Annotated in this window: 17 protein-coding genes; 16 read left to right on the forward strand and 1 reads right to left on the reverse strand. The window is 64.9% G+C overall.

Going from position 1 to position 13,182, the window contains the following annotated elements; translation table 11 throughout:
- Positions 1-395 precede the first annotated feature (395 nt).
- From GGQ91_RS12260 to GGQ91_RS12325, 14 genes are all read left to right on the forward strand, one after another.
- Positions 396-887: a helix-turn-helix domain-containing protein gene (locus tag GGQ91_RS12260; protein ID WP_182592049.1), complete on the forward strand. Its 492-nt coding sequence runs from the start codon at positions 396-398 to the stop codon at positions 885-887.
- Entirely contained in the window at positions 880-1,341 is a 462-nt protein-coding gene (locus GGQ91_RS12265) for a DUF6941 family protein (protein ID WP_182592050.1), read from the forward strand. Before GGQ91_RS12260 ends, GGQ91_RS12265 begins: the two co-directional genes overlap by 8 nt.
- Positions 1,342-1,650: 309 nt before the next feature.
- Positions 1,651-1,893 (forward strand): hypothetical protein, encoded by a 243-nt coding sequence (locus tag GGQ91_RS12270; protein WP_182592051.1) that lies wholly within the window; start codon positions 1,651-1,653, stop codon positions 1,891-1,893.
- A 108-nt stretch (positions 1,894-2,001) separates the two neighbouring features.
- Entirely contained in the window at positions 2,002-2,952 is a 951-nt protein-coding gene (locus GGQ91_RS12275) for a site-specific integrase (RefSeq protein ID WP_246410686.1), read from the forward strand.
- Positions 2,949-3,176 carry a hypothetical protein gene (locus GGQ91_RS12280; RefSeq protein WP_182592052.1) on the forward strand — a complete coding sequence of 76 codons (228 nt, stop codon included), beginning with the start codon at positions 2,949-2,951 and terminating at the stop codon, positions 3,174-3,176. The genes GGQ91_RS12275 and GGQ91_RS12280 overlap by 4 nt, the downstream gene beginning before the upstream one ends.
- The gene (locus GGQ91_RS12285) at positions 3,170-3,358 is read left to right on the forward strand and encodes a hypothetical protein (RefSeq protein WP_182592053.1); all 189 of its coding nucleotides are present in this window, start codon (positions 3,170-3,172) and stop codon (positions 3,356-3,358) included. Before GGQ91_RS12280 ends, GGQ91_RS12285 begins: the two co-directional genes overlap by 7 nt.
- Entirely contained in the window at positions 3,358-3,633 is a 276-nt protein-coding gene (locus tag GGQ91_RS12290) for a hypothetical protein (protein WP_182592054.1), read from the forward strand. The genes GGQ91_RS12285 and GGQ91_RS12290 overlap by 1 nt, the downstream gene beginning before the upstream one ends.
- The gene (locus GGQ91_RS12295; RefSeq protein WP_182592055.1) at positions 3,633-3,908 is read left to right on the forward strand and encodes a hypothetical protein; all 276 of its coding nucleotides are present in this window, start codon (positions 3,633-3,635) and stop codon (positions 3,906-3,908) included. Before GGQ91_RS12290 ends, GGQ91_RS12295 begins: the two co-directional genes overlap by 1 nt.
- 16 nt (positions 3,909-3,924) lie before the next feature.
- Positions 3,925-4,200, forward strand: coding sequence for a DUF5681 domain-containing protein (locus tag GGQ91_RS12300; protein WP_182592056.1), 276 nt, complete (start codon positions 3,925-3,927; stop codon positions 4,198-4,200).
- Positions 4,201-4,225: 25 nt separating this feature from the next.
- Positions 4,226-4,897 (forward strand): GIY-YIG nuclease family protein, encoded by a 672-nt coding sequence (locus tag GGQ91_RS12305; RefSeq protein WP_182592057.1) that lies wholly within the window; start codon positions 4,226-4,228, stop codon positions 4,895-4,897.
- The gene (locus GGQ91_RS12310) at positions 4,854-6,179 is read left to right on the forward strand and encodes a PBSX family phage terminase large subunit (RefSeq protein WP_210281229.1); all 1,326 of its coding nucleotides are present in this window, start codon (positions 4,854-4,856) and stop codon (positions 6,177-6,179) included. The genes GGQ91_RS12305 and GGQ91_RS12310 overlap by 44 nt, the downstream gene beginning before the upstream one ends.
- Positions 6,176-8,254, forward strand: a complete 2,079-nt coding sequence (locus tag GGQ91_RS12315) for a portal protein (RefSeq protein ID WP_246410654.1) — start codon at positions 6,176-6,178, stop codon at positions 8,252-8,254. Before GGQ91_RS12310 ends, GGQ91_RS12315 begins: the two co-directional genes overlap by 4 nt.
- A 15-nt stretch (positions 8,255-8,269) precedes the next feature.
- Positions 8,270-8,581, forward strand: a complete 312-nt coding sequence (locus tag GGQ91_RS12320; protein ID WP_182592059.1) for a hypothetical protein — start codon at positions 8,270-8,272, stop codon at positions 8,579-8,581.
- Between the two features lie 60 nt (positions 8,582-8,641).
- A complete protein-coding gene (locus GGQ91_RS12325; protein ID WP_182592060.1) occupies positions 8,642-9,658 on the forward strand; it encodes a hypothetical protein in 1,017 nt (338 codons plus the stop codon).
- Positions 9,659-9,725: 67 nt separating this feature from the next.
- Here the strand turns inward: GGQ91_RS12325 and GGQ91_RS12330 are convergent, their stop codons facing one another.
- Positions 9,726-10,916, reverse strand: a complete 1,191-nt coding sequence (locus tag GGQ91_RS12330) for a hypothetical protein (protein ID WP_182592061.1) — start codon at positions 10,914-10,916, stop codon at positions 9,726-9,728.
- 509 nt (positions 10,917-11,425) lie between these two features.
- Here GGQ91_RS12330 and GGQ91_RS12335 point away from each other — a divergent pair.
- Positions 11,426-12,526 (forward strand): N4-gp56 family major capsid protein, encoded by a 1,101-nt coding sequence (locus GGQ91_RS12335; RefSeq protein ID WP_182592062.1) that lies wholly within the window; start codon positions 11,426-11,428, stop codon positions 12,524-12,526.
- Between the two features lie 96 nt (positions 12,527-12,622).
- Positions 12,623-13,015: a hypothetical protein gene (locus GGQ91_RS12340; protein WP_182592063.1), complete on the forward strand. Its 393-nt coding sequence runs from the start codon at positions 12,623-12,625 to the stop codon at positions 13,013-13,015.
- Positions 13,016-13,182 lie beyond the last annotated feature (167 nt).

Raw genomic sequence — 13,182 nt, forward strand, 5'->3', positions numbered from 1 at the left:
ATGGCTGGCACCATTGGCGCAGAGGGCTCTCGATGATCCCAACTCAGCGATCAACCTCCTCAGCGACAAGGCATCCGTCCAAGCGCTTCTTGAAACTTGGGTCGTCGGCAGACGAATGTTCGTTCGTTTGCGTGGCAAGAGGCCCGGAGCATCGCTCGCGCTCCTTGATGCTCCTCCACCAGATGTCTGGGAGTTCAGGGTCACACAGCCACTGGTCCAAATCAGGGTGTTTGGACGCTTTGTAGCGCCCAATGCTTTTGTCGCAACGCACATGCATACCCGTGGCATGTTGGGCGATGCGGGCTCCTCCACATGGCGTCAAGCGACCAGAGATTGCTCTGCCGAGTGGGCTAAACTTTTCCCAAATATCAACCCGTTCCGAGGGAATATCCTCAGTGACTACGTCACAGAAAACGCTATCGAAATCAGATAGCCCTGAGACCAATCGCCTGCGGGAGCTAGGTCGTGCGCGAGCACAACACATTGCTTTTGACGCGATCTATGATCTTTGGCTTGAGCGGCAAGCGGAAGGGCTGCGGAAGAAGGACATTTGCAAGCTCGTAGGTTGCGACGCCGCTTGGGTTACCCGCTCGCTCGCCGGACCAGGGAACTGGACGCTCAACACTCTTGGCACTCTTGCGGAGGCCTTGAACGGGAAAATCGAAATCTCAGTCAAAGCGCGCGAAAAAATTGTTCCAAGCAATTATGACATATACAGCGATTTGATCGACGGACAGCCGTTTAAGTTTTGTCCGATAACCGACTACAGTCCTGGATTCAAAATTTCGTCTGAAGCGATTGGCTCGAATACAACCCTGACTGCGTTTCAGTCTCGCCCATCCTCAGGCGGGGATGTTGTACATGTAAGAACAATTACCAATGGCTGATGACGTGCATCATTTTACTGTCGAAAGTGTCAACATCTGCGATTTTGTGTCCTCGGATGCTTCCGGGAAGGCGATCTTAATTGGCGTCTATCAGGGCAATATTAGGTTTTCTGAGCCGCCGACCGCATGGCCCCCTCTGTTTTTTAGCATCGTGCTTAGGCCAAAAACTCCGAAATTCGATTTTTCTATAAAGTTTGTCCGCCCGGATAGGATCAACTTTATTGATTTAGAAGGAACCTACATCGCCCCAGGCGATCCTCCTGCTGAAAATAGGGCAATTATAAACTTTCAAATTCCTCCTATGCGTTTTACGGGGGCGGGAAATTACGAAATCGTCATTAGCGGTGCTGACAATATAGAATTGTACCGCGAGACTATACCGATATCAGTTGGGCCTCCTGTCAAGTTTGTTGCTTCGATAAATGCGAACATCAAGGTAAGTGCTGAACTTTAGGCATTATAGATGCCGCCAAACTCGTACCCCATCCTGTCTAACTGCATCGCAGACTCCGCCAAATTCTAGATGAGCCGGCAGAAAATGGTGTGACGCGTGTACTGGAGTTCTTCAGCGTGAAGGGCGTTGTGCCTTCGTCTTGACCCGCCGGGCGAAACCCGGCAAAACACGACCGTCGCGAGACGCACGCCCGGGGCTGAGAAGCTCCCGGGCGTTTGCATGTCCGGACCCAGCTTCAACGAACCCGCTGAACAGCTTAGGCGTTGCCCGTGAGACGCGGGCGGTGTTCCATGTCATGATCGGTCTCCGATGAGCGCCCACGCTATCGTCACCGCGATCGAGGAGGAGAGCCTCGCGCTCTGCCGCCTACGCGCGACCGGGCGCCAGGACGTCGACCTCGAAGCCCGCGACCATCATTGCCGGCGCATCCGGTCGCTGATCCGCCAGCTGCGGCCGCTGATCGGGACCGTCGAAAAGCGCACCTTCGGCACCGCTGGGCGGAGCGAGAAGGGCAAGCCGTTCACCGTCGCGAGGCGGCGAAAAGCGGCCTGATCTGAGCCTCGGATCGTCTCCGACAAGGGAACTTGTCGGAAGTGATCCGCAGAGCGTGAGGGCGGAAAAAATCCGCTCGAAATGTTCCGAGACCACTCCGGGGTGACGATGTCCCTTCTGCCGGTGCCCGCCGCGCCGGCGGATACGCTCGTCCCGCTCGACCGGGCGAAGGCCTACGCCGGCGCTTCTCGGTCGGACCGGACCCGCGCGGCCTACTCGTCGGCCCTCGGCGTGTTCGTGACCTGGTGCCGCGAGGCTGGCGCCGACCCCATGCCGGCCGACCCGCTGACCGTCGCGGCCTACGTCGCCCACCTCGCTGACACCGGCCGGAAGCCAGCGACCATCGACCTGCACGTGGCGGCCATCGCCGCGGCGCACCGGGCTGGCGGCTTCGACAACCCGACCGCGTCGGAGGCGGTTAAGGCCACGATCCGCGGCGCCCGCCGGGCGCTCGGCACCCGCCAGACCCGGAAGGCGCCGGCCACGGCCGAGACCTTGCGGAAGATGCTGCGCAAGATCCCCGACGGCCCGGCAGGCCTGCGGGACCGCGCGCTGATCCTGCTGGGGTTCGCCGCTGCGCTCCGGCGCTCCGAGCTCGTCGCCCTCGACGTCGCCGACCTGGAGCGCGTGCCGGACGGGATCATCGTCCACGTCCGCCGCTCCAAGACGGACCAGGAAGGTGCGGGCCAGGAGATCGCCGTCCCGCGCGGCGCGAAGCTCAAGCCCTGCGAGGCGCTGGACGCCTGGCTGAAGGTCGCCGGCATCACGGCGGGACCGGTGTTCCGGGCCGTCGGCAAGGGCGGCGCGGTCTCGGCCGAGCGCCTCACCGATCGATCCGTGGCCGACATCGTGAAGCGGCACGCCTCGGCGGCCGGCCTCGATGCCTCGCTGTTCTCCGGCCACTCGCTGCGGGCCGGCTTCGTCACCTCGGCGCTCGCTGCCGGGGCCGACGTCCTCAAGGTCATGCACGTCACCCGGCACACCGCGGTGACGACGCTCCAGAAATACGACCGGCGCGCCCGCGCCTTCGACGATCACGCCGGAAAGCGGTTCCTGTGACAGCTCGCCCCGATTTCACCCCGGCCGACGCGGACCGGGCGCTTCGCCATGCGCAGCGCCTCCAGCGCGACCCGGCGGCGCAGGCCTACGGCGACCACCTCCGCCGGCAGGGCCTGCTCTGTCAGCCGACGCCGCTCTCGGCCGAGACCCCGTACGACGAGGCCCGAGCCGGCGAGTTCGAGGTCCGGCGCTCCATGGCGATGAGGAACGCCCGGCCATGCTGAAGCGCCTCGTCCTCCGCTGGCTGCTCCGCGGTCAGCCGGCCACGCCCGCGCCGATCGTCCACCGTGGCGAGCGCGAGCTGTCGACCGGCCCCGACCTCGGCGCGCCGGCCGGCCCGATCGCGAAGCTCTCCTACGACGAGGCGCTCCGGTGCTTCGGCGTCCACCAGGGAGGCCGGCTCTGATGTTGCTGCGCATCGTCCCGCTCTATCTCGCGGTCTCGCTCCTGATGTGGATGTTGGCGGTAGCGACCGGCCATGCCGAGACGGTCGGCTTCCGCATCGAGGTCCGTGCCTGCCGCGGCGCCGACTGCCGCCTCCTCCCGGTCTCTGGCCGGCGCTGGCTCGGCCGGTTCGCCTGCGAGGGCCACGCCTCCACCATCGAGCAGTTCGGCGAGGCTCCGCGCGGTCGCACGCTGTCGGCGCGCTGCGTGGCGGTCGACGGGATGGCGGGGGCCTGATGGCGACGACCACGTTCACGACCGAGGAGCTGCTCCGCTCCCAGGCCGAGATGAGCGAGCGGCTTCAGCGCCTGCGCGAGGACAACCTCGCGAGCACGCTGTTCGGTCAGGCCACCTCGCAGACATCCGACGCCTTCGACTTCCGCACCATGCGGCCCGCCGAGGCCCGGGAGCCCTCACGCTTCGCCGGCATCGAGGTGGTCGACCTTGAGCCCGATGCCGATGGTGTCTGGTCCGTCCCGACCGAGATGCTGCCGTTCGTGCGGGCGCTCTGAGAACAAGGCCCGAGCAATGGCTTTCCAACCTGGGCAGTCGGGCAACCCTGGTGGTCGCCCGAAGGCGTCGGCCCGCGTCCGCGACGCCGCTCGCGAGCACACCGAGGCGGCCATCCAGGTCCTCGTCGACATCGCGATGAGCGGCGAGAGCGAGGCCGCGCGCGTAGCGGCAGCCAACGCGATCCTGGATCGTGGCTACGGCAAGCCGACCCAGCCCATCGACGGGGATGGTGAGGGCGGCGCGATCCCAACCGGAATTGTTGTGACCTTCGTTCGACCGAATGGCGGTTGATCGGCGGACTTGATAGTATCGGCACATGAGCGTGCCGGCACAATTCTTCGTTTACACCCACGCGAGACCAGACGGTTCCGTCTTCTACGTGGGGAAGGGCACACGTCGTCGGGCTTTTGACTTGAGCCCCACGCGCCGGAAGCGTCGCCACCGCAGCATCATCAAGAGCTATGGCCGGGATGCGATCCTGATCACGCTCTATCCGGCAGTCTCCGAACTTGATGCATTTGAGCATGAGCGTCAGCTGATCGCCGAGATGCGCGCGGTGGGCATTGCGCTCATCAATGAAACCGACGGCGGCGAAGGGTGCAGCGGAAGACCCCTGACGGAGCGCCAGGCTGCCGCGCTTGCGAAGGGCAGAGGTCGGGACCGCAAGCTATCCGACGAGGCGAGAGCCTCAATCACCGACGGGCTGGCACGAGGCCGGCTCAAGGCAGGAGCATGGCGTGCCTCGCCAGAGGGGCAGGCTCATATCAGGATGCTCGGACATGCCTCAGCGCGAGCGACGCGCGAGCGCCTGGGCCGACCGGCGGTATGCGAGCATTGCGGGTCGGAATGGCTGACCAAGAGCATGAAGCCCGTTCGGTTCTGCTCGAAGGCCTGTGATCAGCGATGGCGCCGGGCGGCCATGAAGGCCGAGAGGTGTGGGCCGGATGGTGCAAGCACAGTTCCCGGAAGCGCTGGCGTTTCTGTTTGAGCGCGCCCGTTACAAGGTCGCCTACGGTGGGCGCGGGTCGGGTAAGTCTTGGGGGTTCGCACGAGCGCTGCTGATCGAGGCGGCGCAAAGCCCGCAGCGCGTCCTCTGCACGCGAGAGTTCCAGATCTCGCTCGTCGACTCGGTCCATAAGTTGCTCGCGGATCAGATCGAGAGCCTCGGGCTCAGCGATTTCTACGAGGTGCAGCAGACCACGATCCGCGGCTGCAACGGCTCCGAGTTCCTGTTCGCGGGCCTTCGCCACAACGTATCGAAGATCAAGAGCTTCGAGGGGTGCTCCCGGGTCTGGGTGGAAGAGGCACAGAGCGTCTCGAAATCGAGTTGGGACACGCTCATCCCCACGATCCGGAAGCCGGGCAGCGAGATATGGATCACGTTCAATCCGGAGCTTGAGGCCGACATCACCTATCAGCGGTTCGTCGCCAATGCGCCGAGCAACGCCATCGTCCGGAAGGTGAATTGGAGCGAGAACCCGTGGTTTCCCGAGGAGCTCCGGATCGAGAAGGACGCCCTGCTCGAGCGTGACCCGGTGGCGCATGCCACGGTGTGGGAGGGGCACTGCAAGCAGGTCCTCGACGGCGCGATCTACGCGAACGAGATCCTCGCCGCGGCGACCGCCAAGCGGTTCACGAAGGTCCCCTACGATCCGACCAAGCCGGTTCACACGTTCTGGGACCTGGGCCGGGCGGACAAGACCAGCATATGGTTCGCCCAGATCGTCGGCTTCGAGTTCCGGCTGATCGACTTCTACGAGAACCGCGGCCACGCGCTCGGCCACTACCTCGATGTGCTGAAGGAGCGGGCGCTCCCGGTCGAGCAGGGCGGGAAGGGCTACGTCTACGGCGAGCACTGGCTCCCGCATGACGCCCGGAACGAGTTGCTCGCCTCGGAGCGCACGATCGAGCAGCAGATGTGGGCGGCCGGGCATCAGGTCCGGATCACGCCGAAGCTCTCGGTGGCATCCGGCATCGACGCGGCCCGCCAGGTGTTCGCTCGGTGCTTCTTCGACGAGGAGCGCTGCGCCGACGGCATCCAGGCGCTGCGGAACTACCGCTACGACGTCGATGAGATGACGCAGGCCTTCTCGAAGAACCCGCTCCACGATTGGGCGAGCCACGCGGCCGACGCCTTCCGCTACTTCGCCGTCGCCATCGCCGAGCCCAGGCCGGACGATCCGCCGGTGAACACCCCGAACGACCGCTACGACCGGCGCCGTCGCCGTGAGCGCGCTGAGACCACGCAAGGCACCGGATGGGCGGCATGACCGATACCGACGCGCCGGCCGACGAGGCCGTCTCGCCCGAGGAGCAGGAGCAACTCGACCGCGACGCCCTGTTCCGCAAGCTGCGGGCGTGGTTCCGCGCGGACCGGGACGCCTCCTCGAAGTGGCGCGAGGACGCCCGAGAGGACTTCGATTTCGTGGCTGGCCACCAGTGGTCGGCTGCCGATGAGGCGGTGCTGAAGGAGCAGGGCCGGCCCCCGATCACGTTCAACCGCGTCCTGCCGGTCATCAAGGCGGTGGCGGGCTCCGAGGTCTCGACCCGCCAGGACATCCAGTACCTGCCGCGCGAGGTCGGCGACGCGGCGCTGAACGAGGTGCTCACCGAGGCCTCCCGCTACCTCGCGGACGAGGCCGACGCCGAGGACGAGGAGAGCGACGCCTTCGTGGATGCCGTGATCTGCGGCGTCGGCGTGATCGAGCAGCGCCTGGACTACGAGATCAACCCGGACGGCGCGTACGTTGAGGACCGGGTCAACCCGCTCGAGATGTTCTGGGACCACACCGCGACGAAGCGCGGGCTGTCCGACGCGCGCCGGGTGTTCCGGGCGAAGACGATGGACCGGGCCGAGGCCGAGGGCCTGTTCCCGGATGCCGACCCGTCCGACCTCGACGCGGCCTGGGCCGAGGATCGCGACGGCGGCGAGCCGCACCACCAGCTCCAGCCCGGCGAGCATCGCATGGACCGCCGCGAGGCGGCCGACGCCGGTACCGACCGCGTCACCATCGTCGAGGTGCAGTGGTGGGAGCGGAAAAAGGTCGCCATCGTCATCGACCCGCAGAGCGGCGAGCCGATGGACATGGACCCGGCCCAGGCGAAGGTGCTGGTCCAGCGCGCCGCCGCGATGGGCATGCCGCCGGTGCAGGTGTTCCACCAGATGAAGCGCGTCTACCGGCGCGCGTTCCTCGGGGCGACCGTATTGGAGGAGGGCCCGGCCCCGGCCGGTGACCGCTTCTCCTACGCGTTCCTCACGGGCGACCGGGACCAGAACAAGGGCTCGTGGTTCGGGATCGTGCGCCCGATGCGCGACCCGCAGCGCTTCGCCAACAAGTGGCTGAGCCAGACCATGGACATGCTCAACCGGCAGTCCAAGGGCGGCCACTTCGCCGAAACCTCGGCGGTGAAGGACGTCCGGCAGTTCGAGGCGTCTGCGGCCAAGCCGGGCGCGACCACCTGGGTGAACCCGGGCGCGCTGCGCTCCGGCGCGATCAAGGAGAAGCCCCTGCCGGTCCTGCCCGCCGGGCACTGGCAGATGATGGAGTTCGCCATCGGCTCCATCCGCGATTCCTCGGGCGTGAACCTGGAGCTGCTCGGCCAGCAGCAGCAGGAGCAGGCTGGGATCCTGGAGTACCATCGCAAGCAGGCGGCGATGAACATCCTCGCCACCGCGTTCAACGCGCTGCGGCGGGCCCGCAAGCACATCGGCCGGGTGCGGCTCTACTTCATCCAGCGCTACCTCTCGGACGGCCGCCTCGTGCGGATCACCGGGCCGGCCGGCCAGAAGGTCATCCCGCTCCTGCGCGACCAGACCGCCGGCGACTTCGACGTGATCATCGACGAGGCGCCCTCGTCGCCGAACCAGCAGCAGGTGGTCTGGCAGACCTTCGTGTCGGTGCTGCCGATCATCCGGGACATGATCACCCCGCAGGTGCTCCTCGAGGTGCTGCCCTACTCGCCGTTCCCGGACAGCTTCGTCGCCAAGATGCGCGAGCTGCTCGCGACCCAGCAGCAGGATCCGCAGGCGCAGCAGCAGAAGCAGATCGCCATGCAGACGGCGCTCACGGCGATCGAGGAGAAGGCGGCCGGCGCCGAGCTGAAGCGCGCCCAGGCCGAGCACCAGCGCTCGCTGAGCACGTACGATAAGGTCGACACGGTCGGCCGCACCCTGGAGATCGCGCACGGCACCCAGCAGACGTCGCAAGGCGCCGCCCCGTCGCCCGAGCAGCACCGGCACGCCTCGCCCGCCCCGACGCCGCTCCCGGTGGACCGGGCGCCCTTCGCGATGCTGCCGCCGCCAGCCGCCGGGCCCGAGCAGTACCCGACCCGGGTCGGCTTCTAACCCGCAGGCCTGCCGATGAAGCTCGTCCAACTCCGGATCTACTCCGGCGATCCCGAGACGCCCGGCGAGGCGGTCTACGTCGCCCCGGACAACGTCGGCATGGTGGAGAACGGCATGGCCGATCCGCCCGCCTCCCAGGTGTGGCTCAAGGTCGGCGTGCCGATGCTGCTGGTCGAGGGCTCGCCGCAGCGCGTCGCCGCGATGGTGGACGCGGCGCTGATGGGCCGGACCCACGATGACTTCCGCGACCGCGCCCACACCGCGCTGGGCGAGCGCATGGCCGACGGCCGCCCGCTCCGTCCGGGCGAGGTGATCTCCGTTCGCTGACCCCTTCCGCCCGCCGGCGGCGCACGTCGGCTTCCGTCTCCATCACGTCACGAGGACCACATGTTCGACAACGATCTCGCCACCAGCGAGGGCGACAGCATCTTCACGCCCGAAGAGCAGTCCGCCATGGACGCCTACGAGCGGGGCGAGGACGGCTCGTCCAGTGCCGCCGTGGCTCCGGCAGCCCCCGAGGGCGCCCCAGGTGGTGGTGAGCCTGCCGCACCCGCCGCTGCCGTCCCTGAGGCCGCTCCGGGCGAGGTCGTCGACCCCGAGACCGATGCCGCCACGCCCGACGAGAACAAGGGCAAGTTCGTCCGCCACGGTGCCTTCCACCAGGAGCGCGAGCGCCGGAAGGCTGTCGAGAAAGAATTGCACGACCTTCGCGAGAAGTTCGCGCGCGGCGACGAGCGCCTGCGCGTCATCACGGAGGCGATGCAGGCCCGGCCCGCGGCCGCCGCCCAGCCCGAGACCCCGCCCGCGCCGCCCAGCCCGGACGAGGACATCTTCGGCTACGCCAAGCACCTCGAGAAGCAGATCGAGGAGCTGAAGAACGGCTTCACGCAGGAAACGACCCGCCAGCGCCAGGAGCGCGAGGTGGGCGAGGTTATCCGGGACTACCAGACCGATCTGAACCGCTTCGCCTCGGCCGAGCCGACCTTCGCCGACGCGTTCCGCCACGTCATGCAGAGCCGCACGGCCGAGTATGCGGCGCTGGGCGTGCCCGCGGAGCAGATCCAGCAGGCGCTCCAGCAGGACGAGTTCCAGGTCGCCCTGGAAGCCCGGAAGGCGGGCGTCTCCCCGGCCGAGCGCATCTTCCAGATTGCCAAGGCCCGCGGGTTCGCCCCGAAGGCCGCGGAGCCGGCGCCTGCCGCCACGCCCGCCGAGACCCCGGCCCAGAAGGTCGAACGCGTCGCCGCCGGCCAAGCCGGTCCGGGCAAGTCGCTTTCGGCCGCCGGTGGCGCGCCGGCCGGTGAGGTGACCTTCGAGATGCTGGCCGCAATGAGCGAGAAGGACTTCGAGGCGTTCGCGACCAAGAACCCGGACAAGCTGGCGCGCCTGATGGGAGCAGAGATATAAGCGTCCACCAACTGGAGCCGCTGCTTCTTAGAATTGTCTTGACGTTATACGCCCACAAGCGTTGGCATTAGACGCCTTGATTGGCGGCTTTCATTTGATTGAAACCATATCGTCCTGCCTCTTGTATCTGGATTTTGGACAGTTTGGAGAATCTGATAAAATCGCTTGAGCTTATTGTAAAATCGAAAACCCGCGGCTTATCCCGTTCGACGTGTAGCAAGTCTTTCGCAATCCTGATCGTAATCGAAATACCATAATACCCGTCTCGGTTTGTGAGCTTGCAGTTGATTACCGAACCATTCGTAATGTAATTTTCATGCAATGCATCCACGTCCCTGAGTGCTGTAATCCCATCTCGGATTAAATTGGCGAGCTGTCTTTGCTCATCGTTGAACATTGGAAAAACAAATTCGTAGATAAACTTTCCCTCCGAACCCAAATCCGTGACTTGCGCAAGTGGAATGTCAGATTGATCAACATCCTTGACAAATATTTTCTTGATCAACCTCAGGCCGCTTGCCAACGATTGCGCAGCGGCCTTCGCCATTTTGGTAGATACTTCTATCAGTTTTGATCCGAAACTTTTTGACTCTGATTTCATTGCATTCAGCAAATCGCTGGACGAGTCGGTAACACTCTGAAGTTTGTTTTTTAGAGCCGAAGCATTGACGTTAGTTTGAATTGCAATGTATTCGATGGCGTCAGAGGTATTTTGTTTGATTATCTGCACAAGCGCATTGACCGGCATTGAAACTGGCCCAATACTCAAGCGTAGGCTGGCTTTTTTACTTTCAACTAACTGCTTTTCAAGATTAAGCGTCAAATCTTTTACTTCTTGAAGTCTTTTGTCTATTTCCTGTATGTATTTTGCGGGAACTTCATCTCTGGGATTAAAATTCATGAGAGATTGATCGAAATAACCACTCTCTCTCGCGGTATCTCGTAACGACTGCAGGCGATTGGTTAATTCAAGCGCCTGAATTCTGATAACCAGAGAGCCGCGCGACGCTGTGTCATGTTCAATGGAATGAAACTCCAGGCCCCTAAGAGAACTAGAAACTCTTTCTATCAGATCTATTCTCGTTGAAGTAAGTAGAAGAGATTTGATCTCTTGTGCCTCCGTGCGAAGTTTGTCTAGTTCTCCCTCTGCTACATGCTCATTTGGAGGCACAAAATTAACCGCATTTTCAGCAGCGCTGATGGTTTTTGATATTTTTTCGATTACTTCCGGAGAGTGATCTGACATAATTAGCGCCATCAAGAATTCAAAGAAATAATATAAAACACACTCCTTAACGCATTTTTGCGGGACGACCGATATCAACGATCGAAGCGAGCTTATGAGGATAGCTGATTGTGCTCCTCTACCGTTGGAGCCAATGTGTTGCCGGGACGGTCGATTTTCTCATCGGCTTAGTTAATGATCGCCATCCATCTAATCGCTTGACCCGACGGGCGAAACACCGGATATCGCCAATGTCGCGTGACGTGCAGGCCTGAGGCCCCGTCCCGCATCCCACTAGTTTCCGACCGGCCCGCGCCGCACCCTGCTGTTCCCAGCGGGGCGCTCTCGCATGTTCGGTCGTCCGATTGGCCCCCGTCACAGGGCTCGCCCGGCCGCGTCACAGCCTCCGTCCGCGCCACGCACGGCGCCCGTCCGATCACCGTCCCCAACGGTCACCTGGGGCCCGGCTTCCGTCCGCGCGGCGACGACACGGCCCGCACGCACCCCTCCCCCACGGAATCCAGCCCTTAGAGGCACCTCTCATGTCGTTCACGAATTTCGGCATCGGCGATCCGATGGCCCAGAAGCTGTGGAGCAAGAAGCTCGCAGTGGAGGCCAACAAGTCCATCGACATCGACCCGCTGGTCGGCACCTCCGATGGCTCCATCATCCAGGAGAAGACCGAGACCAAGAAGGGCAACGGCGACCAGGTCACCTTCGGCCTGCGCATGCAGCTCAAGGGCGACGGCTTCACCTCCGACGACGTCGCCGAGGGCAACGGCGAGCAGCTCGGCACCAACTCCGACAAGGTGACGATCGACGAACTCGGCCACGTGGTCGGCGTGAAGTCGGACAACACCATCGACGCGCAGCGCGTGCCGTTCAACCTGCGTGAGCAGGCCCGCTCCGGCATCGCCGACTGGTTCCAGACCCGCCGCGCGAAGATCTTCTTCGCCCACGTCTGCGGCTACACCCCAGTGAACGCGCTGCCGGGCAAGAACGCCCGGAAGTACAACGGCAACAACCTCGTCACGGCCCCGTCCGCCGGTCGCATCCTGCGCCCGAACGGCCGCGCCAACGATGCCGCCCTCGTCGCCGGCGACATCTTCACCCTCAGCCTGATCGACCAGGCGGTGGAGCTGGCGAAGACCGGCGGCGCCGCGGGCAAGGTGATGATCCGCCCCGTCGTGGTCGACGGCCAGAAGGTCTACGTGATGTACCTGCACTCCACGCAGGTCACCTCGCTGCGGACCAACACCGCCGCCGGCCAGTGGCTCGACATCCAGAAGGCCGCGATGGCCGGCATGCAGTCGAGCAAGAGCCCGATCTTCTCGGGCGCGCTCGGCATGTACAATGGCGTCGTGCTCCGTGAGGCGCAGGACGTCACGCAGGGCGTCTCCGTCGACGGCACCTCGGCCGTGACCAACACCCGCCGCGCCGTCCTCCTCGGCGCCCAGGCCGCGACCGTGGCCTACGGCAAGGCCGGTGGCGACGAGCGCTACCGCTGGAACGAGGAACTCTACGACCACAAGCGGAACCTCGAGGTCTCCGCCTGGGCGATCTGGGGTCTGAAGAAGACGACCTTCAACGGCGACGACTTCGGCGTCATCACCGTCCCGACCTACGCCGCGCCCGCCGGCTAAGCCCCCGCCGATCCAGCCTGACGGCTGACCCGGGCCGGGGCCTCGCGCTCCGGCCCGTCCCGCCTTTCCCCCGATCCGTCTGAACAGGAGGTCCTCGTGGCCACCAACGTCCCCCCCGCGTCCCCGTCGGTGCGCGAGTATCGCCGGCAGGAGTCGCAGTACGTCCGCCTGACCGTCACCTTCGCCAACGGCGCCTTCGTCCTGCCGGCCTCGCTCCCAGCCGGCGCGCTGATCACCTCGCTCCTGGTGCTCGTCGAGGCTGCGTTCTCGGCCGGCGCGTCGCTCACCCTCGGGTCCGCCCCCGGCGGGAGCGATCTCGCGGCTGCCGGTGACACCGCGGTCACCGCCGCGGGCGTGAAGCGCATCGACACCGCCACCCTGAAGGGCCGGCTCGCCGCCGATACGCCGATCTACGGCACGATCGCGGGCGCCCCGGCCGCGGGCGTGGCGACCATCGTGCTGCACTACGCCCCGAACAACGACGGCTGATGCACGCCGCGCTCTGGGTGCTGCACGCGGGCGCTCACGCACTCGCCGAAGTGCCCGCACCGGCTCCGGCCTCCGCGCCGGAGCCGGCTCCTCTTCCCCAGCCTGATCGCCAGCCCGAGCCCGCGCCTGCCGCGGCTCGGAAGCCCGCGCGCCGCTCGAAGGGCCGT

Source organism: Methylobacterium fujisawaense, assembly GCF_014138435.1.
GTDB classification, from domain to species: domain Bacteria; phylum Pseudomonadota; class Alphaproteobacteria; order Rhizobiales; family Beijerinckiaceae; genus Methylobacterium; species Methylobacterium fujisawaense.

Excerpts from the sequence above, each read along its gene's own strand:
- GGQ91_RS12265 (WP_182592050.1), top strand. The coding sequence starts at position 880 with ATGGCTGATGACGTGCATCATTTTACTGTCGAAAGTGTCAACATCTGC.
- GGQ91_RS12270 (WP_182592051.1), top strand. The coding sequence starts at position 1,651 with ATGAGCGCCCACGCTATCGTCACCGCGATCGAGGAGGAGAGCCTCGCG.
- GGQ91_RS12275 (WP_246410686.1), top strand. The coding sequence starts at position 2,002 with ATGTCCCTTCTGCCGGTGCCCGCCGCGCCGGCGGATACGCTCGTCCCG.
- GGQ91_RS12285 (WP_182592053.1), top strand. The coding sequence starts at position 3,170 with ATGCTGAAGCGCCTCGTCCTCCGCTGGCTGCTCCGCGGTCAGCCGGCC.
- GGQ91_RS12290 (WP_182592054.1), top strand. The coding sequence starts at position 3,358 with ATGTTGCTGCGCATCGTCCCGCTCTATCTCGCGGTCTCGCTCCTGATG.
- GGQ91_RS12295 (WP_182592055.1), top strand. The coding sequence starts at position 3,633 with ATGGCGACGACCACGTTCACGACCGAGGAGCTGCTCCGCTCCCAGGCC.
- GGQ91_RS12300 (WP_182592056.1), top strand. The coding sequence starts at position 3,925 with ATGGCTTTCCAACCTGGGCAGTCGGGCAACCCTGGTGGTCGCCCGAAG.
- GGQ91_RS12305 (WP_182592057.1), top strand. The coding sequence starts at position 4,226 with ATGAGCGTGCCGGCACAATTCTTCGTTTACACCCACGCGAGACCAGAC.
- GGQ91_RS12310 (WP_210281229.1), top strand. The coding sequence starts at position 4,854 with ATGGTGCAAGCACAGTTCCCGGAAGCGCTGGCGTTTCTGTTTGAGCGC.
- GGQ91_RS12315 (WP_246410654.1), top strand. The coding sequence starts at position 6,176 with ATGACCGATACCGACGCGCCGGCCGACGAGGCCGTCTCGCCCGAGGAG.
- GGQ91_RS12320 (WP_182592059.1), top strand. The coding sequence starts at position 8,270 with ATGAAGCTCGTCCAACTCCGGATCTACTCCGGCGATCCCGAGACGCCC.
- GGQ91_RS12325 (WP_182592060.1), top strand. The coding sequence starts at position 8,642 with ATGTTCGACAACGATCTCGCCACCAGCGAGGGCGACAGCATCTTCACG.
- GGQ91_RS12330 (WP_182592061.1), bottom strand. The coding sequence starts at position 10,916 with ATGGCGCTAATTATGTCAGATCACTCTCCGGAAGTAATCGAAAAAATA.
- GGQ91_RS12335 (WP_182592062.1), top strand. The coding sequence starts at position 11,426 with ATGTCGTTCACGAATTTCGGCATCGGCGATCCGATGGCCCAGAAGCTG.